This window comes from Nocardia sp. 348MFTsu5.1 (assembly GCF_000383535.1).
Taxonomy (GTDB): domain Bacteria; phylum Actinomycetota; class Actinomycetes; order Mycobacteriales; family Mycobacteriaceae; genus Williamsia; species Williamsia faeni.
Map to the genome: position 1 here is coordinate 157,841 of NZ_KB911516.1, position 19,240 is coordinate 177,080.

The following is a 19,240-nucleotide window of genomic DNA, read 5'->3' on the forward strand; positions in this document are numbered from 1 at the left end:
GGTATGAAATACCTCGTTGCGATCTGGCTATTCAGCACATTCACATTTGCGCTCACATTTTATGTCGGACGGTTGTCCAACACGCAATTCGCGATACTCGGATTCGGTGGAATGCTGGGTGTCGCATGGTCTGCCTATCTGGTGACCGACCCGGCCGCGGCCCGTGCCGTCGTCGCCCTGCTGGCCGCGATACCGGCCATCGCCGCGATGGGGTCGTCGCGTCGGGTGACGGTCTCGTTCACCCTGTTCGCAATGGTGCTCGCGTTGCTCCTGTCATCGGTCAACGCGACGTCGGGGGTAGCGCTCGTCGTCGCCGGCGGTGCTGCGGTCACGACTGTGTTTGTGCCGGTGTTCATGGTCGCGGCGCTCCGGCAGTCGCTGGGGTCCGTGCTCCGCAAGGTCGCCAAGCTCGGCGACACCGACCCTCTCACCGGTGTCCTCAACCGGCGGGGACTGCTGAGCCGCAACAGCGACCTCCTCGACCGCATCGCCAGAACCCGTCAGTCGATCGGGTTCATGATGATGGACTTCGACAACTTCAAGTTCGTCAACGACAACCACGGCCATGCCGCCGGCGACTCCGTGCTCATCGCCGCGGCAGCGGTCATCGAGGAAACGGTTCCGCCGCGTTCGATCATCAGCCGATTCGGTGGCGAAGAATTCGTGGTGATGACCGAGTCCGCCGACCCTGCCGAACTGGTCCACCTCGCCGAGCAAGTCCGAAGCCGAATCCAGACCGAATGCGGAGTGACGATCAGCATTGGCGCCATCTACGCCCCGCTGATCCGATCAGCGACCGGTCGCCCCAACATCGACGAAGTGATCGACTTCCTCACCCGGCAGGCGGATCGCTGCATGTACGCGGCGAAAGACGCCGGCCGCAACAAGGTGATCTCCCGAACATGTGCGCCGATCGTGTGGGTTCCAGGCCCGCCGAACGAGCCCCAGATCGAGTTCGTCGCGGACGAACGCCGGGTCGGCAGCCTCGACCTCGTTCGCCGGCGGAAGGCTGCCTCGCGCGATCAGGCCGCCAATCCACTGGTCGACGACCAGACGTTCTGAGTGGCACCGGAGGCGAGAATCCGCGTGTCCTGCACCATGTGAGCCAGCACCTTCGGCTTGGCGTCGGCGGCGATGCGCTGGCGATCCCACCACATCAGGCTGGTCTGGTACCGGGCATCCGGGTACGGCGAGGCTGGAATGTCTTCGGCGACTCGGCCGCCCGAGGACTCCCAGCGGCGAAGAACGTGGTCGGCGGCGGTGGCCATGATGTAGCGCGCGCCGGTCAGGGTCATGGTGGGAAGCGCGACGCGGGCAAGCATCCCCGCAACCGCGGCAGCAGTGGGACCATTGGCAGCCCAGGCTGTCTTCATCTCCACGACACCGTCTTCGAGACGCGAATCGATCGCGTGGCTCACCATCTCCAGACCCGGCTGACCTGCCCATTCGAGCAACGCATGGGACTCGTGGGCGGCGGAGTACGGACCCTTGGCGCGAACGCCGCCGATGACCGTGCCGGTGGTGTCGAGGGCTGCATAGAACAGGGTTGTGCACTCGCCGCGTATGACGTCGTCATAGTCGAGGGCCATCTCGACTCCATGCTTGGCGTAGCTGTTGCGGGCGCCGTCGAGGTAGTCGACCCACACGTCGGGAACCGACTGCGGCGTACCGACGATCAGCGTTGTACCACTGCCTTCGTCGATGACCTGAGCGGTGAAGTCACGCGCTGCGGCGGCGATCTGTGCCGTACGACGGTCGTGGGCGAATGAAGTGGTCAAGGGGGTCCTCCTGGCTGGGCACGTGCGCGCTATTGGTATCTTGCCATTTGCGATAGCTAGCGATTGATATATCGAGTGTATTGCTGGTAACAAATACGACGATGAATTGTGTCCCCCCTCGTTGTATTGTCCCTTGTTGGTGGCTGCTATGCGATGGCGTGTCAATCTCCCTCGCCGATAACAGTCCGTCCGGTTTGTTTTTGACTCCGGCCCTTGACGATTGGCATCGAATGTCGAGATTCGGCGGACCGAATGTGGCTTGCGCCCAGGGATGTGGGATGCGAGCGGGCCGTATACCGTCAGGACATCGGTGTTCGGGAATTACGACTTGTGCCGAAAATAAAACAGGATGGTGTAGTGAATAATCAGGCTGATGAATCTCTGGCTGTTGTCGAGGTTTTCGATGACCAGAATCCGGAGGGGCACAGCAGGCTCGAAAATCTGCGTGCCACGCCAGGAATTGACTTCCTGGATGCCGTGGACCATCAATTGTCGGCAGTGGGTGAATTGATTCCGCCACTGGGCCAGGAAATTGTCGACGAGCCGGCGCGCTGGATCTACTATCCCTGGCGAAAGAAGGCAATTCGACTGCTCGGTCCGGTCGGGTACCGGCGGCTGCGCCTCGACCGGAATCGCAACAAGCTGACGGTCGATGAGCAGGATCGGGCCGGTGTTTTGCGGGTCGGTGTCGTGGGGCTGAGCGTCGGGCATGCGGTCGCACATACCTTGGCACTCGAAGGTTTGTGTGGCCACTTGCGGCTCACCGATTTCGACGACATCGAGCTGTCGAACTTGAATCGGGTGCCTGGCTCGGTGTTTGACATCGGCCTCAACAAAGCGGTGGTCGCTGCGCGGAGAATCGCCGAGATCGACCCCTATCTCGAAGTCCGGGTGCATCAAGATGGGGTTCAGGAATCGACCGTCGACGATTTCCTGTCCGGCCTCGACATTGTCATCGAAGAATGCGATTCATTCGACGCGAAGGTGCTGGTCCGGGATAGGGCCCGCGCACTGGGTATTCCGGTCATCATGGAAACCAGCGACGGCGGAGTTCTCGACGTCGAACGATTTGATCTGGAGCCGGATCGACCGTTGTTCCACGGTCTCCTTGGCGATTTCGACGCGGCCTCGCTGTCGGGGTTGTCGGCGGCCGAGAAAGTGCCCTTCGCGCTACAAATTCTCGACGGTGACCGATTGACTGCCCGAATGGCGGCGTCGGTCTTCGAAATGGGCCGGACTCTGTCTGCCTGGCCGCAACTCGGCGGAGATGTCGCCCTCGGAGGCGCGACGGTCGCGGCTGCCGTCCGGCGGATCGTCCGCGGTGAACCCTTGCCCTCCGGCCGTATTCGCGTCGACCTCGATTCCATACTCGACGAACTGGCCGAACCGGTTCCGGCGGCCGAGCCCGCCCGGCGGGTCGCGGTCGATGTCCGGGCCGAGTTCGCGGCGCTCGATACGCGAGATGCGGTGGTGTACGCCGGATCTCGGGCACCTTCGCTGGGAAACGCGCAGCCCTGGCGTTTCGATGTGGACGACACCGGGGTGACGGCCGTGCCGGACGTGTCGCTGCTGTCGACAATGGATGTCGGGGGACGGGCGTCGGCGGTGGCACTGGGTGCGGTGCTGCACAACATGACTATCGCCGCCTCGGCTGCCGGCGTGCTCGGAAAGACGGCCATCACGGGGACTGGCCTCGGGGTTGAGGTCCGGCTCGAATACGGGTCGGGCGGGGATCTGGAGACTGCGGCGCAGTTGGGAGCGATGCTCGATCGTCGGACCAATAGGGGATTCGGTGATCGCAGCGAACTCGGCGACGACGTCGTGTCTGCGCTGTCGACGGGGGTGTCCGACGGGGTACGGACCCGGCTGATCACCGATCCGGAGACCCTCGCGGCGTTCGGGGTCATCGCCGGAGCGGCCGAACGCCTGCGGTACCTGGATCCCGACCTGCAGGCTGAGATGATGGCGGAGATCGTCGCCGCCTCGGATGCCGCTTCCGACACCGGGATCGAGGTCGGTGACCTGGCGCTCATGCCGCAACAGGCTCCACTGCTCGCGCTGCTTCGTCGTCCGGATGTGATGGCCCACCTCGATGCGTGGGGAGCCGGGTCCGCGCTGGGTGCGGACGCACAGGGGCGGGTGATGACATCGTCGGGCCTTGCGATCGTCATCATCGACAATCGCAATGCCGACGCGTACGTGCGCGGCGGCATTGCGATGCAAGACTTCTGGATTCGCGCACAGTCTCTCGGGTTGGCGGTCCAACCGGTCACACCGCCGTTCCTGTATGCCGAGGGTCTCGACGAATGCTTTGCGGTCTCGGCGAGCAAAGGCGACGAATTGTTCGGTCTAGCAAAGCAGTTCGACGAAGTGTTTGGTCTGAAAGATGGCGAGGCCGTCGCGGCGGTGTTGCGATTGTCTCGGTCACCTTTCACGCCGTCGGTGAGTCGTCGGCGTGCGGTGGTCTAGGGTCAGGGTCAGTTGAGCTGTTCGGCTTCCAGTTTGAAGCCGGCGGCGCTCAGGCGTTTGATCAAAACGTCGCCGATTGCGGCGGCCGGGGTCAAAATCCCTGAGAGCGGCGGCAATTCGTCTCGGTTCAGTGCCAGCGACAACGCACACTCCGACAACATCACCGCGGTGGCCTTGTATCCCGGGTCGCCCTTCGCGGAGATGCGCGACCGGTAACGCTTGCCGGTGGTGGTGGTTGTGTAGGTCTCGGTGGTGAAATGGCCTGCTTCCCGGACCTTTTCGCTGGGTCCCTCGCCGGGCTTTGGCAATAGTCGGTCGAGGACATTCCGGACGGGGCCGATGGACATCGCGCCGAGGAAGAGTCCGGTGCCGGCGGCGACGGCCGCGGATATCACCGTCGAAACGATCGGGGTGCTGCCCACGTACATCGCTTCGCCGTAGCGGAAGTTGTCGCCGTAAGCATTGTTGAGCAACGCATTCGACCGACGAACGATGCGGGTGTTGAAACTGGCCATGAAGAATGGGGCCAGGGTGCCCTTGAGGCTCGGATCCACCTTCGACGCGTCGACCATTGCCATGTCGCTCGGTTCGGCGCTGCGCTTGATGCCGGCGTATTCGCCGGGCCCGGTTGACAGCGCGTGCGGGTCGAGCAGAGTGCGCCGCGTATCGGCCTTCGACGCCTCCTTCGCGATCACCCGCATCGAATCGATCGTTCCGCCGCTGACGCCGCCGCGGAAGCTGCGGACGATCATCGTGGTGTCGCCGAGGGTGCCCTCGCCGTCCGCGCTGATCTTCTTGTACAGCAGGTAGGCACCGAGATCGGAAGGGACAGCATCGAATCCGCACGAGTGAACGATGCGCGCACCATTCGCCGTCGCCTGGTCGCCGAACTTGTCGATCGACAACCGGACGAAGGGGACCTCGCCGGTGAGGTCGACGTAGTCGGTGCCGGAATTGACGGTCGACGCCAGGACTGCCTCGCCGTATTTGAGGTAGGGGCCGACGGTGGTGCAGACAACTCGCGTGCGGGCTGTCATCGCGTCGAGCGACGCGGGTGAGTCGGCGTCGGCGACGATCAGGGGCCAGGTGTTGGCAGGTTCGGGGAGGTCGAACCGCATCTGCGAGAGCTTGTGCTCGCTGCGGCCGGCCAGGGCGATCTTGGTTCCGGCGGGCGCATGCTTGGCCAGGTATTCGGCCGTCAGCGCACCGACGAAACTGGTCGCTCCGAAGACAACAATGTCGAACTCGCGATCACTCATGACCCGACCCTACTGAACGCGCTTGTTGCCGACTTGGGTTCGCTCAGCTTGCCGGGGTGAGGGTCCGTGATCGCGCCTGGTGGCGGCGCTGCAACCACCAGTGATAGCCCCGGGCGGCGAATGGAGCGATGAACAACATCAGCAACACCCGCAGCATCTGTGCCGCGACGACGAAGGCGATGTTGCCGCCGGTGGCCGACGCGGTCGCCAGAACCGCGTAGATCCCGCCGGGTGTGGTGGCCAGGTAGCTGTCGAACATCGACTCTCCGGTCCACATACTCAGCAGCGCGCCCATGCCGGCGCAGGCGGCCGCAATGGCAACGATGAGGGCCGTGGCGAGGGGCAGCAGTTTGCCGATGGCGATCATCGATGATCGGGTGAAACCCAGTCCGGCCTGCCAGCCGATGGCCGCATATGCCAACTGCACCAAGATGATCGGGACCGCGGCGGACGTGGTGATGTCGAGGAGCTGGCCGGCCACGGAGAAGATCAGGGGTCCGAGGAGTCCGGCCGCGGGTAGGTGGGCCAGGTGTCCGAGGCTGTAGCCGGCAACCATGCAGACCGCCAGCATGAGCAGGCCCCACCACTGATTTCCGGTGTTGCCGGCGAACTCCCCGCCGCCGTCGGACACCGATTTGTCGAAGACGAAAATCGCGACCAGCGGCATGGACATCGTGATGATCGCCACCCGCAGATACTGGATGACGGCAACAACCCGTTCGTCGCCGCCGAGTTCGCGAGTCAGCGCCACCAATCCGGAAGCGCCACCGGCGACGAGGGCCAGCGACCCGGTCAAGGGATCTACCTGTCGATGTAGCCCCAGGAGGGCGCCGCCAATCACCGAAAGTGCCAGCGTGCCAAAGGAAACCGCCACCACGGCCGGCCAGTGCGATCCGAGGCCGGAGAGGGTGTCGGGGGAGATCAGCGTTCCGATGTAGACGCCGAGCACACCCTGAGCGGCCAGTCCGAAGGCGCGGGGCATCGGTGGTTTGTCACCGCGGGGCAACGGCGCCCGGCCGGCGAGCGCCAACGCTGCTGCCACCACCAACCCGGCAAACAATGCCGCAGAGGGAATGCCCACCGCGGAGAGAGCAAGTGTCGCCGCGGTGGTGAGTCCGACCAATCCGATCCAACGCATCACTTTGGCAATCCTACTCTTGTGAATTAAATCTGCCGAGCTGGTGATATCTGGCTAGAACACAAGTACAGTCTTGGTATGACCGGGGATGAAACCCAGCCGATCGACGTTGAGCAGGCCACCCGACTTCGGGAGGCGATGGTCGCGGTGTCACGACGCGCCCGCCGACAGCGGCCGGCACATGGCCTGACGATGACACAGGTGGCCCTCCTCGGCGACCTGGAACGCCACGGTGCGAGTTCCGTCGTCGACCTGGCCGAACGGGCACAGGTCAAGGTGCAGTCGTTGACGTTGAGTTTGAATCGGCTCGAAGAACTGGAACTGATCACCCGACGTCCGGACCCGACGGATCGTCGTCGGGTGATGGTCGAACTGACCGCCATCGCCGGGCCCCTCCTCGAAGAGGATCGGCGGCAGCGCGACGAATGGCTCGCCGCGGCGATGGCCGGATTGACCGAGACCGAACGTGGACTGCTGATGCTGTGCATCCCGGTTCTGAGCCACTTGGCCGATCACCCGGACCGAAACGACACGGTGCGCCGCTAGGCGTGGTCATTTTCGGTCCCGACAGGGGTCACCGAGGGGAATGCACCCTCGGTAGGGGTTCACGGGACCGATTCTGGCGACATTGAGCCGTGGCACGATCTGGTGCGTCTCATACCCGTGGAGACAGGAGTGTTCAGCGCGGCCGAGCTGCGGCAGTTGGGGTGTAACCGGTCGAATCTGCGTCAGCGGTTGTCACGTGGCTCGCTGATCAGACTTCGTCCAGGCTGGTACGCGACACCGGTTGCGGATGCGGTTGTTGCGGAGGCCGTCAGACGCGGCGGCGCGTTGAGTTGTGTGTCGGCGCTGCGGTTTCACAAGGTTTGGGTTCCGCCTGGTCCTGGGCAGGTACACGTGCGTGTCAGCAGGCACGGCAAAAAGGCGGGGAGTCGGTCCTGTCAGGGCTACGGCCGGCCGGTTCCGGTCACGACAGCGGTCGATCCGATCCCGGTGGCGTTGGGGTGCGCGGCGCGTTGTCTGGGTGACGAAGACTGGATTGTCGTGTGTGATTCGGTGCTGAACACCACCGAAGTGGATGTGCCGACCCTGCAGGCTCAGATGGGGGTGCTGCCGGTGAGGCTTCGAGAGTTGATGGCCAAGTGCGATCAGTCGTCGCAGTCGGGTACCGAATCGATCACGCGATTACGTTTGCGCGCAGCGGGATTCGCTGTCGAGGTCCAACCGAAGATCCTTGGCGTCGGGCGGGTGGACCTGCGTGTGGGCAGGTTGTTGATCGAGTGCGACAGCAAAGCCCACCACACGTCCCTGGCGGATTATCAGAATGATCGTCGCCGCGACCGCAAGGCTTGGTGGACAGGTGGCTCACCATGCGGATCACCTACGACGACGTCCTCTACGGCTGGAGTGAAGTACTGGCTGACATCCGGTCGATCACCCGGACCGATCGTCATCGAATCCGCCGTCACAATCGGTCCCTGGAGCAGTAGTGGAGGGAAATCTGCCCTCGGCGACCGCTGAGGGGGATGAAGGTGGGGCGAGGTCGAATGTTGGATACGTCATGAGGCCGGTTTTTTGCCGCGCCGCTAGCCTGAAGGAATGAACCCTTCGACCCTGCAGGCGCGTGTGATCGTCGACGAGATGATTCGCGGGGGCGTCCGGGAAGCCGTGTTGTGTCCCGGCTCACGAAATGCCCCCTTTGCGTTCGCGCTGCATGCCGCCGATGCGGCCGGGCGTCTGCGACTGCACGTGCGGGTCGATGAACGGACCGCCGGATATCTGGCGCTGGGGTTGGCCGCGGCGTCCAGGCAGCCCGTCCCGATCGTGATGACCAGCGGTACCGCGGTCGCCAACATGAGTCCGGCGGTGTTCGAGGCGAACTACGCCCGGATACCGCTGGTCGTGATCAGTGCCAACCGGCCGTATGAACTGCTGGGATCGGGTGCCAATCAGACCATCGAACAGTTCGGGATCTTCGGAACCCAGGTGCGTGCGGCGATCAGTCTCGGGCTGGCCGAGCAGGATCTCGATACCAACAGTCAGTGGCGGTCCGCGACCGGACGCGTGCTCGCTGCGGCGCGCGGAGCTCGAACCGGCAATGCCGGACCGGTCCAGTTCGACATTCCACTACGTGAGCCGCTGGTCCCGGACCCGGGGACCGCACCCAGCGACGATCTCGGCGTCTTCGCCGGCCGGCCCGGCGGTGCGCCCTGGACGGTGACAGCTGTCGGGAAGCTGGACGTCCCCGTCGACATCGACATCACCGAACCGACCGTGGTTGTCTCCGGCCACGGCGCCGGGCATCGGCCCGAATTGGCCGCATTGCCGACGGTGGCAGAGCCGACCGCCCCGGCCCCCGAGAACCCGCTGCATCCGCTGGCGTTGTCGGCGCTGCGTCCCACGCAGGCCATCATCTGTGGTCGTCCGACGCTTCACCGCGAGGTGTCGTCGCTGCTCGCGGACCCCAACGTCCAGGTGTACGCACTGACCACCGGTCCACGCTGGCCCGACGTCTCCGGCAACGTGCTGGCCACCGGGTCGCGCGCGGAGGTTGTCGGGGAAGCGGACGAGGTCTGGCTCAAGACGTGTGCGGAAGCGCACCAACGTGCCGTCAACGCCGTCGACCTCGAACTCGATGCCACCGAGGCGGTCACCGGCCTGCACGTCGCGAAAGTCGTCAGCGCGGCGATGGCACCGGGCGAACAACTGGTGGTCGGTGCGTCGAACCCCATCCGCGACGTCGCATTGGCAGGTCGGGTCGGACCTGATGTGCGTGTCCTGTCGAATCGCGGCGTCGCGGGTATCGACGGAAACGTCTCCACCGCCATCGGCGCGGCACTGGCGACCGGTGTCCGCACGGTTGCGCTGATGGGCGACCTGACATTTGTGCACGACGCGACCGGCCTGCTGATCGGTCCCGCCGAACCACGTCCCGACCGGTTGACGATCGTTGTCGCCAACGACGACGGCGGTGGCATCTTCGGCCTTCTCGAACAGGGCGACCCCCGCTTTTCCGGGCCCGACTACCTCGGCGCCTACGAACGGGTCTTCGGCACACCACACCAGACCGACCTCGCCGCGGTCTGCGCCGGTTTCAAAACCCCACACCGCCTGGTGACTCTTGCCGAGCTTCCCGCCGCGCTGAACGAATCCCGCGAAGGCATCGAAGTGATCGAGGTCCGGACCGACCGCTCGACACTCCGATCCCTCCACACATCCATTAAAACCCGCCTCTGACCGCGCGCCGTCGAGCGTGCCCATCGAACCGTCGACCGTGCCCATCGGGCCGTTGACCGTGCTCATCGGGCCGTTGACCGTGCCGAAGTTGTCGTCAGTTCGTCCTGTTGCGTGCAACGACGGCCCGCTCGGCGGTTCGTTCGGCCCGCTCGGCGGGGTGGGGCGTTGAGAAATTGGGGTGTCGTGGCCGGGTGACTATTGTGGCGGAATGTCTCCGACCGTGCTGCGCCGTGTTCAGATCGGGTTGCTCACGGTCGGGATCATCATCACCACGATGATGGCGATCATGGTCGCCGGGCCATATCGGAACGACGCGTTGATCAACTCTGACAAGGCGACCACGGTGGCCGAGGTGGTCAATGCCGGCCCGACCAAGGCGTCGGTCAGTTTCTCCACACCCGACGGCATGTTCCACAACCCACGCCTCGGTGTCTTCTATCCCGGTGGACTGACAGAGGGTCAGCGCATCAGCGTCGACTACTCGAAGTCGGACCCTGAACTCGTCCGCGTCACCGGTCGTCACGCGAGTTTGGCGATTCTGCCGGCATTGTCGGTGATCGTGTATTCGTGGCTGGTCATCGGCGGGATCATGGTGTTACTCGCCGAGATCAACCGAAGGCAGCGCAATGGACGTTCATCTGCGGTTTCTGCCCCCGTCACGGCGTCGAACACAGCCTGACAACTTCACGTCCGACACTGGCTGTGTGCGAGTGGCAATTGTTGCGGAGAGCTTCCTCCCGAACATGAACGGCGTGGTGAACTCGGTCCTGCGGGTGACCGAGAACTTCGAGCGCCACGGACATGAGGTCATGATCATCGCGCCCGACATCCCGTGGTCGGTGAAGCGGTCGGGGCGACAGGCGTCGGGACCCGCGGAGGTGTCGGGGGCGACGGTGAAATACCTACCGTCGGTGATGGTTCCCAAGGTCAGCTCGCTGCCGATCGGAGTACCTGCGCTGTCGATGTATCGAGAGCTGGCCGACTTCCACCCCGACATCGTCCACCTCGCATCGCCGTTTGTCGTCGGTGCGGCGGGAGCCGCCTGCGCTCGACGGCTCGATGTCCCGACGGTCGCGGTGTTCCAGACCGACGTCGCCGGATTCGCCGCCAGCTACGGGATGAAACTCGGCACGCGGGCCGCCTGGGCCTGGACCCGGAAACTGCACACTGCCTGCGACCGCACTCTCGCCCCGTCGTCGGTCTCGGTGAAAGCTCTTCGGGACCGGGGTGTTCCGCGTGTTCATCACTGGGGTCGCGGCGTCGACGACCTCCGCTTTCACCCCTCCCGCCGCGACAACGCCATGCGCGCCCGCTGGAGCCCGGAGGGCAAACTCATCGTCGGATTCGTCGGCCGGCTAGCACCGGAGAAGCATGTGGAACGGCTGGCGGTGCTGTCCGGCCGCGACGACGTGCAGTTGGTGATCGTCGGCGACGGACCGCAGCGCCGAGCGCTCGAACAACTGATGCCCGATGCGGTATTCGCCGGTGAACTCGGCGGCCTCGAGCTCGCGCGGGCCTATGCGAGTCTGGACGTGTTCGTCCACGCCGGCGAGCACGAAACGTTCTGCCAGGCAGTTCAGGAAGCGCTCGCCAGCGGCGTCCCCGCCATCGCACCGGACGCCGGTGGACCCCGCGATCTCATCAGCCACTGCCGAACCGGATACCTGCTCGGGCTGGACGGCTTCTCAGCGCGCCTCTCCGATGCGATCACCACCCTCGGCGACGCGTCGGTGCGCGCCGAGATGGGCGCCGCCGCGCATCGGAGTGTGCAGGGCCGGACGTGGTCGGCAATCACCGACCAGCTCCTCGCGCACTACGACGCAGTACTCGGACGAGATCGAGCCACGCGGCGACGAGCGGCCTGAGACGCAGCCGGTACGGTTGCGGTCATGTCACGTGCATCGCTGGCCAAAAATCCCAAAGACGTCGCGGCCATGTTCGACGGTGTCGCGGGACGCTACGACCTCACCAACACTGTGCTCTCCTTCGGCCAGGATCGCGGCTGGCGGGTGGCCACCCGCAAGGCGCTGGCACTGGGTCCCGGCGATGTTGTGCTCGACCTCGCGGCCGGCACTGCAGTGTCGACCGTCGAGCTCGCGAAATCAGGCGCCGAGTGCATCGCGGCGGACTTCTCCCTCGGCATGCTCAAGGCAGGGGCGAAGCGCCCGGTGCCGAAGGTCGCTGCCGATGCATTGCACCTGCCGTTCGGCGACAACACTTTCGACGCCGCGACCATCTCTTTCGGTCTCCGCAACGTCAACGACGTCGACGTTGCATTTGCCGAACTTTTCCGTGTTCTGAAACCCGGTGGGCGCGTAGTGATTTGCGAGTTCTCCACCCCGGTTTTCGAGCCGATGCGGGTAATTTACATGGAGTACCTGATGAAGGCGCTGCCCGCGGTGGCGACCAAGGTGTCGAGCAACCCCGAGGCCTACGTCTACCTCGCCGAGTCGATTCGCGAATGGCCGAATCAGCCCGAACTCGCCCAGCAGATGCGCGACGCCGGCTTCGAACAGGTCCGCTGGCGCAACCTCACCTTCGGCATCACCGCCCTCCATCGGGGCGTCAAGCCTGCATAATCCCGATGATGTGCTGTTCTGGCGGGGCCCACCTGGGCTTTTGTTCGCCAAAAGCCCACATCTTCGGGGTTGGCTAACCTGCAACCAATGACCACCGACTGGGCGCACCTGATCACCCCGGCGTCGCTGATGAGCGACTTCGACCCCGGGTCGCTCAGTCGTGGGTCGTCGTATGCCAAGCAGCGGCGGATCAACGCGGTGAATTGGGATGACCCGAAACACCGGTTGACCGGACGCTGCGTGGGCTCTGGGATCTCCACGTACGACGTGGACGTTGTTTTCAGCAGTCTGGGTATCGACTGGAAAATTGCGGATGCGTCCTGCACGTGTCCGGTCGGCTACTTCTGCAAACATGCTGTGGCGCTGTTGCTCACGTTCGCCCAAGAGGCCGGCTTGCCAGGTTCACCCGCCGGGCAGGTTCCGCAGTGGGACCGCCGGTTGCGGCCGCTGCTTTCGGAAAACAGGCCCAAACCTTCCGAGCCGCTGGCGTTGCAGGTCTTCTACAGCGAGGGCGTCACCAGAGGTCGCCGGCCCAAACCGTCGCAGCTCGCACTGCGGCCACTGCGACCTGGGACGCGGACGCCATGGATCAGGTCGGGTATCGACTGGCCGACGATCGTGGGGCTCGCACCCGAACGATTCGAGACGGACCAGGTCTCGGTGCTCCAGGCGATGGCGCGCGATGCCATGCGGACGATCAGATTCGGGCTCCCGTACGGGTTGATCCTCACGACGGCACCGCCCACCATCTGGAGGCACCTGGAAGCTGCGGTTGCTGCCGGAATCCCGATACTCGGTGACGGCGCGGCCGGAATCGACACCGTGCAGATCGGCAAGCGCGCCGGGCTCACCCTGGACATCGTCGGTGGCGAGATCGGCGATGACGCGCGGGTCGAGGTCGAGATCGATGTCGATGGCGTGGCACTGCCGTCGGGCGGGGCTGAGATACTGGGAAGTGCTGCACCGCACGGTATTTCGTATATCGATGACGATGGTTTGCTCACGCTGGCTCCGTTCGACCCCGACAACGGTGCCATTGCGCAACTGCTCGACGGTCCACCGATTGTCATACCCGCCGCCGATGCCGCTGCGTTTGCCGAAGAGATGTTGCCCCGATTGCGCGAATCGGTGCCGGTGCGCGTGGACGAGACAGTGTTCACGCCACCCGTCATCACGGGGCCGGTTGCCGTTCTCACCGTCCGGATCATTCACGACGTTGCCCACACCCATTGGGCCATGCGCTATTTGGTCAACGGCACGGTCAAGGACTTCGACGATCTCTCGGGGACCGGGCTGCTGTGGCGCGACATGAGCGCCGAACACCATCTGTGGGAAGGACTTCGCGGCGTGATGGGGTCTGTCGCCTCCATCTCGCAGGATGCCACGATCGGAACGTTGCGGCGCGACCTGCAGTTGACGCCGGTGGAGACTGCGCGCCTGTTTGCAGAAATCCTGCCCGACCTGGCAGGCCGCGACGACCTGGTGCTCGACATCGCCGAGGTCAATGCGCACTACCGGCCGGTCACCGAGCCTGCGCAACTACGGTTCAGTACCGCGGGCACGGGGGAGTCGGACTGGCTCGATCTCGCCATCACGATGGATGTCGACGGCGAACAGGTTCCGGTGGCCGAGGTGCTGGCCGAATTATCCACTGGTGCAACGCATATGTTGCTGCCGTCGGGAGTCTACTTTCCGCTGGACACGCCCGAGCTGACCAAGCTCAGAGAACTGATGACCGAAGCCGAAACGTTGGGGGAGTTGGACTTCGGACGGGTTCCGTCGGTGCCGGCGAACGTGACGTTGTGGGAAGAGTTGCTGCAACTCGGTGTGGTCGACGAGCAACTCGGGCAGTGGCAGGAGCGCGTGCAGAAGCTCAGTGCCGCACGACCTCCGGAGCACATCGAGCCGCCGTCGACGCTGCATGCCACCCTGCGCGACTACCAACGGGACGGCCTGAATTGGCTGTCGTTCCTGTGGGACAACGGACTCGGTGGGGTCCTCGCCGATGACATGGGACTCGGCAAGACCCTGCAGACCCTCGCGCTGTTCGCGCGGGCCCGCGAAAACGGGGAGACCGGGACGTTTCTGGTGGTGGCGCCCACCAGTGTGGTCGGCAACTGGGCGTCGGAGTGCCACCGCTTCACCGATCTGAAGGCCGTGACGGTCGCTGCCACGCAGGCACGAAGTCGCACGTCGCTGGCCGAACAGATCGCGGATGCCGATGTGGTGATCACCACCTACGCCCTCCTGCGGATCGATTTCGACACCTACGACGATCTGCCCTGGGCGGCACTGCTTCTCGACGAGGCGCAGTTCGTGAAGAACCACAACTCCAAGGCGCATCAGTGTGCTCGACGCCTGAAAGTGCCGTTCAAACTCGCCATCACCGGAACGCCGATGGAGAACAACCTGATGGAGCTGTGGTCGTTGCTGTCGATCACCGTGCCAGGTCTGTTCCCCAGCCCGAGGACGTTCACCGAATTCTTCCGCAGACCCATCGAAAAGGGCGAGAATCCCGAACGATTGCCGGTGCTGCGCAAACGGATCAAACCGGTGATGTTGCGCCGCACCAAAGACCAGGTCGCGCGGGATCTGCCGGCCAAGCAAGAACAGGTCATGCAGGTCGAGTTGTCGCCGAGGCACCGCAAGATCTACGACACCCGGCTGGTCCGGGAACGTGAGGTGGTACTCGGGCTGCTCGGCGACTGGGAGAAGAACCGCTTCCAGATCTTCCGCTCGCTGACGATGCTCCGGCAACTGAGTCTGCATGCGGGACTTGTCGACCCGGTCGACAATGACGTCGCTTCGGCCAAGGTCGAGTTCATCCGCGAACAACTTCCGGAACTGATCGCCGAAGGCCACAGCGCCCTCGTCTTCAGTCAGTTCACCGGGTTTCTCCGGATCCTGCGAAAGTCGTTGGAAGCGGACGGTATCCCGTACAGCTACCTCGACGGGTCGCTATCGGCAAAGGACCGGACGGTTGCCATCGAGAAGTTCACGTCGGGTGAAACGCAGGTCTTCCTGATCAGTCTCAAAGCCGGCGGATTCGGTCTCAACCTCACCGAGGCCGACTACTGCTTCGTCTGCGACCCGTGGTGGAATCCGGCCGCCGAGGCCCAGGCCATCGACCGCACGCACCGGATCGGCCAGACCCGCCCGGTGACCGTCTACCGACTGGTGTCCGCCGACACCATCGAAGCGAAGGTCGTCGACCTTCAGGAACGCAAACGTGCATTGTTCAACGCGGTGATCGACGACGGAGAGATGTTCTCGACAGCCGTCGAGGCCGACGACATCCGCAAGATGCTCGAGTAGAACCCATTTTGGTGAGTTTTGGTGAGGCCGACCTGCGGAAATGCTCGCCAAAACCTACCAAAATGGGCGGTCGGGGTCTGGGGTCAGGTGAAGGGCGGGCGGGTGTCTAGTTTGTTGCTGGTGAGGCCGGCGAGGTGCCAGGCGCGGGCGATCAGGTCGGAATCGTCTTCCGTGATCAGGTTGCCCATCACCCGGACCACCATCGACATCAGTGCGGCCGATCGGATACCTGGACGTCCGAGAATCGGGACCATCCGGGGGACCGTCAACACCGCGGCGAGGCGGCGGGCGGCTGAGAACGCCAATGCGTATTGCGACCGGAGAAGGTCCGGCCACAGCGTCGAAAAGTCGTTCTCACCAAGCACTTCCACGGCCAGCCGGGCGGTTTCCAGGGCGTAATCGATGCCCTCGCCGTTGAGGGGGTTCACACAGGCCGCGGCATCGCCGATCAACATCCAGTTCGCACCGGCCACCCCGGATACGGCCCCTCCCATCGGCAGGAGTGCCGACGCGATGCGCAGGGGCTTGCCGCGCAGTTGCCAGTCGTCGCGCTGGGAGTTGGTGTAGTGCTCGATGATCGGCCGCAGCGCCATGTGGGCCGGGCGCTTCTCGGTGGCGAGCGCACCGACCCCGATGTTCACCAGCCCGGACGCTCTGCCGAGCGGGAAGACCCAGCCGTATCCGGGCAGCAATTCGCCTGCGCCGTCGCGTAATTCGAGGTGCGATCCCATCCATGTGTCGTCGCAGCGGTCCGACTCCACGTAGGCCCGTGCTGCGACGCCGTAGGCGGTGGTCCGGTGCCAGCTACGGCCCAGCGACGTACCGAGCGCCGAGCGGACCCCGTCGGCGACGATCACCTTGCCGACCTCGATCTGCGCCGGACCGTCGGGCGTATTAACCTGTACCGCAGTCACTTTGCCGCCGATGATGGTGGCGCCGACGGCTTTGACCCCGGACACCATCAGGGCTCCCGCGTCGAGGGCGTGGTGCCGGATGCGGTCGTCGAGCTCGGTTCGGGTGACCGCGCTGCCGTACGCCGGGAAATGCCCGGACTTCTGTGGCCATCGCACCCGCTGGCGTCCGCCCCACCCCTGGAGGTCGAGGCCCTCGATCCGGGGGCCGCTGAAGGCGTCGCCGAGTCCGAGTCGGTCGAGTTCGGCAATAGCGCGTGGGGTCAGCCCGTCACCGCAGGTTTTGTCGCGCGGAAACACCGCCGAGTCGAGCAATGTGACCTCGCGGCCGGCGGACGCTGCGGCAGCGGCTGCCGCGGAACCTCCAGGACCTGCGCCGACGACCAGAACCTCGGTGCGCGCGGGAACGCGGATGGGTGCACTCACCCGGCAAGTATCCCGCACCATTAGGCTCTTGCTATGACGGGAGCAGGTCAGGCGTGAAGACAACGTTCGCAGGTCTTGAAATGGGATCCGAGGCTTTCGCCAAGGACGTGGCGCAGTCGCTGGAGAGTGTCGAGGAGCTGCTGCTCAAGGAACTCTCCTCCGGGGAGGATTTCCTGACCGAGGCCGCCACACATCTTGCGAAGGCCGGGGGCAAGCGGTTCCGCCCCATCTTCGCGATCTTGTCGGCGCACTTCGGTCCACAGCCGCACGCCGATGAGGTGATCACGTCGGCGACCGTTGTCGAGATGATCCACCTCGCGACGCTCTACCACGACGACGTGATGGATGAAGCCGAGCTGCGCCGCGGTGCGCTCAGCGCCAACAGCCGGTGGAGCAACAGCGTGGCAATCCTGGCCGGCGACTTCCTCTTCGCCCGTGCTTCGCGCCTGGTCTCGACACTGGGGCCGCATGCAGTCCTCATCATCGCCGACACCTTCGCTGAACTCGTGACCGGTCAGATGCGCGAAACCGTCGGTGCCCGTGGCAAGGCCGATCCGGTGGAGCACTACCTGCGGGTCGTGTGGGAGAAGACCGGGTCGCTGATCGCGGCCAGTGGCCGTTTCGGCGCCATGGCGTCGGGCGCGGACACCGAGCAGATCGAACGGCTCTCGCGTCTCGGCGACGCCGTCGGTGTGGCCTTCCAGGTCTCCGACGACATCATCGACATCAGCTCGGCAGCCGGCGACTCGGGCAAGAACCCGGGTACCGACCTGCGTGAAGGCGTGCACACGCTGCCCGTGCTCTACGCGCTGGCCGATCCGGCCGAGACCCGCCTGCGCGAGCTCGTGGTCGCCGCCGACGGCACTCCTCGCGCCCTCACCTCGGACGACGAGGTCGCCGAGGCCCTCGAACTGCTCAACAAGTCCGACGGTCTGGTGAAGGCGAAGGCCACCCTGCAGGGCTACGCCGATGCCGCCGACAAGGAATTGGCCCTCCTCCCGGAAGGTCCCGCCCACGACGCGATGAGCTCGCTGGTGCGCTACACGATCGCTCGCGTCGGCTAAGCCTCCCTGACCCGATGATGTGCCCTTCTGGCGGTGCTCACCTGGGGTTTTGTGCGCCAAAAGGCCACATCATCGGGGGGCGGCGGGCGCGCTTCGGGAACTGCCACGTGTGGTTCATTCGTTGACGGCTCTAGTGCGACGGAACAGGAGGGACCAATGGGCAGCCATGCCAACGGACTGAAGACGGTTCTGCTGCTGGGCCTGATGTCGGCGATCATCGTGGGTATCGGTGCGCTGTTCCAGAGTCCGGCGATTCTGCTGCTGTCCATCCTGTTGGCCATCGGCTTCAACGGGTACGTCTACTTCAACAGCGCCCGCATGGCGCTCAAGTCCATGCACGCGCAGCCGGTCACCGAAGTTCAGGCCCCGGTGCTCTATCGCATCGTGCGCGAACTGGCCACCACCGCACGTCAGCCGATGCCGGCGCTGTACATCAGCCCCACCGAGGCGCCCAACGCGTTTGCGACCGGTCGTAACCCCAAGAACGCGGCCGTCTGCTGCACATCCGGGATCCTCCAGATCCTCGACGAACGGGAACTCAGAGCCGTTCTCGGCCATGAACTCTCGCACGTGTACAACCGCGACATCCTGATCTCCTCCATCGCCGGCGCGATGGCAGCCGTGATCAGCGGTATCGCCAACTTTGCCTTCTTCTTCGGTGGCAACCGCGAGGGCGGCGCGAATCCCGTTGTGCTGTTGCTGATCACGATCCTCGGTCCGATCGCGGCGACGGTGGTCAAACTTGCGGTGTCCCGGTCACGGGAATACCAGGCTGATGCGTCCGGTGCCGAATTGACCGGTGATCCTTTGGCTTTGGCGTCGGCGCTGCGCAAGATCTCCGGTGGCGTCCAGAAGGCCCCGCTGCCCCCGAGCCCCGAGATCACCGCGCAGTCGCACCTGATGATCGCCAACCCATTTCGGACCGGCGAGAAAATGAGCAGGTTGTTCGCCACGCACCCGCCCATGGAGGACCGGATCAAGCGGCTCGAAGACATGTCCCGGGGACGCGGCTGACCCGTTTTGGTCACCTGCGGGGGATACGCTCACCATCGAAGTCTGAACTG

At 64.7% G+C, this 19,240-nt stretch carries 14 protein-coding genes and 1 pseudogene; 11 read left to right on the forward strand and 4 right to left on the reverse strand.

Annotated features, from left to right (window positions below):
* The first annotated feature begins 3 nt into the window (after window positions 1-3).
* The gene (locus tag H290_RS0116430) at window positions 4-1,062 is read left to right on the forward strand and encodes a GGDEF domain-containing protein (protein WP_155976882.1); all 1,059 of its coding nucleotides are present in this window, start codon (window positions 4-6) and stop codon (window positions 1,060-1,062) included.
* Here the strand turns inward: H290_RS0116430 and H290_RS0116435 are convergent.
* The gene (locus H290_RS0116435; protein ID WP_020107917.1) at window positions 1,023-1,778 is read right to left on the reverse strand and encodes a hypothetical protein; all 756 of its coding nucleotides are present in this window, start codon (window positions 1,776-1,778) and stop codon (window positions 1,023-1,025) included. The two genes, H290_RS0116430 and H290_RS0116435, sit on opposite strands and share 40 nt — an antisense overlap.
* Before the next feature lie 357 nt (window positions 1,779-2,135).
* Here H290_RS0116435 and H290_RS0116440 point away from each other — a divergent pair, with 357 nt between their 5' ends.
* Window positions 2,136-4,247 (forward strand): Rv1355c family protein, encoded by a 2,112-nt coding sequence (locus tag H290_RS0116440; RefSeq protein WP_028463286.1) that lies wholly within the window; start codon window positions 2,136-2,138, stop codon window positions 4,245-4,247.
* A gap of 8 nt (window positions 4,248-4,255) precedes the next feature.
* On the opposite strand, the gene H290_RS0116445 is transcribed toward H290_RS0116440, so the two are convergent.
* Together H290_RS0116445 and H290_RS28840 are read right to left on the reverse strand one after the other, a co-directional pair.
* Complete coding sequence (locus tag H290_RS0116445) at window positions 4,256-5,506, reverse strand: trans-acting enoyl reductase family protein (protein ID WP_020107920.1); 1,251 nt, start codon at window positions 5,504-5,506, stop codon at window positions 4,256-4,258.
* Between the two features lie 43 nt (window positions 5,507-5,549).
* Entirely contained in the window at window positions 5,550-6,644 is a 1,095-nt protein-coding gene (locus tag H290_RS28840) for an AbrB family transcriptional regulator (RefSeq protein ID WP_020107921.1), read from the reverse strand.
* A gap of 78 nt (window positions 6,645-6,722) precedes the next feature.
* On the opposite strand from H290_RS28840, the gene H290_RS0116455 reads away from it, so the two are divergent.
* From H290_RS0116455 to H290_RS0116490, 7 genes and pseudogenes are all read left to right on the forward strand, one after another.
* Window positions 6,723-7,190 (forward strand): MarR family transcriptional regulator, encoded by a 468-nt coding sequence (locus H290_RS0116455; RefSeq protein WP_020107922.1) that lies wholly within the window; start codon window positions 6,723-6,725, stop codon window positions 7,188-7,190.
* A 111-nt stretch (window positions 7,191-7,301) separates the two neighbouring features.
* Window positions 7,302-8,134 (forward strand): annotated as a pseudogene (locus H290_RS28845) (type IV toxin-antitoxin system AbiEi family antitoxin domain-containing protein).
* A gap of 109 nt (window positions 8,135-8,243) precedes the next feature.
* Window positions 8,244-9,881, forward strand: a complete 1,638-nt coding sequence (gene menD, locus H290_RS0116465; RefSeq protein WP_020107923.1) for a 2-succinyl-5-enolpyruvyl-6-hydroxy-3-cyclohexene-1-carboxylic-acid synthase — start codon at window positions 8,244-8,246, stop codon at window positions 9,879-9,881.
* Between the two features lie 208 nt (window positions 9,882-10,089).
* Window positions 10,090-10,560: a DUF3592 domain-containing protein gene (locus H290_RS28850; RefSeq protein WP_020107925.1), complete on the forward strand. Its 471-nt coding sequence runs from the start codon at window positions 10,090-10,092 to the stop codon at window positions 10,558-10,560.
* Between the two features lie 25 nt (window positions 10,561-10,585).
* Window positions 10,586-11,746, forward strand: a complete 1,161-nt coding sequence (locus H290_RS0116480; protein WP_028463287.1) for a glycosyltransferase family 1 protein — start codon at window positions 10,586-10,588, stop codon at window positions 11,744-11,746.
* A gap of 24 nt (window positions 11,747-11,770) precedes the next feature.
* Window positions 11,771-12,460 carry a demethylmenaquinone methyltransferase gene (locus tag H290_RS0116485; protein ID WP_020107927.1) on the forward strand — a complete coding sequence of 230 codons (690 nt, stop codon included), beginning with the start codon at window positions 11,771-11,773 and terminating at the stop codon, window positions 12,458-12,460.
* A gap of 87 nt (window positions 12,461-12,547) precedes the next feature.
* Window positions 12,548-15,775 carry a DEAD/DEAH box helicase gene (locus H290_RS0116490; protein WP_020107928.1) on the forward strand — a complete coding sequence of 1,076 codons (3,228 nt, stop codon included), beginning with the start codon at window positions 12,548-12,550 and terminating at the stop codon, window positions 15,773-15,775.
* Between the two features lie 83 nt (window positions 15,776-15,858).
* Here H290_RS0116490 and H290_RS0116495 read toward each other — a convergent pair whose 3' ends face one another.
* Entirely contained in the window at window positions 15,859-17,112 is a 1,254-nt protein-coding gene (locus H290_RS0116495) for a geranylgeranyl reductase family protein (RefSeq protein WP_020107929.1), read from the reverse strand.
* Window positions 17,113-17,165: 53 nt separating this feature from the next.
* On the opposite strand from H290_RS0116495, the gene H290_RS0116500 reads away from it, so the two are divergent.
* Window positions 17,166-18,176 carry a polyprenyl synthetase family protein gene (locus H290_RS0116500; RefSeq protein ID WP_028463288.1) on the forward strand — a complete coding sequence of 337 codons (1,011 nt, stop codon included), beginning with the start codon at window positions 17,166-17,168 and terminating at the stop codon, window positions 18,174-18,176.
* Between the two features lie 156 nt (window positions 18,177-18,332).
* The gene (htpX, locus tag H290_RS0116505; RefSeq protein WP_020107931.1) at window positions 18,333-19,190 is read left to right on the forward strand and encodes a zinc metalloprotease HtpX; all 858 of its coding nucleotides are present in this window, start codon (window positions 18,333-18,335) and stop codon (window positions 19,188-19,190) included.
* Window positions 19,191-19,240: the final 50 nt, after the last annotated feature.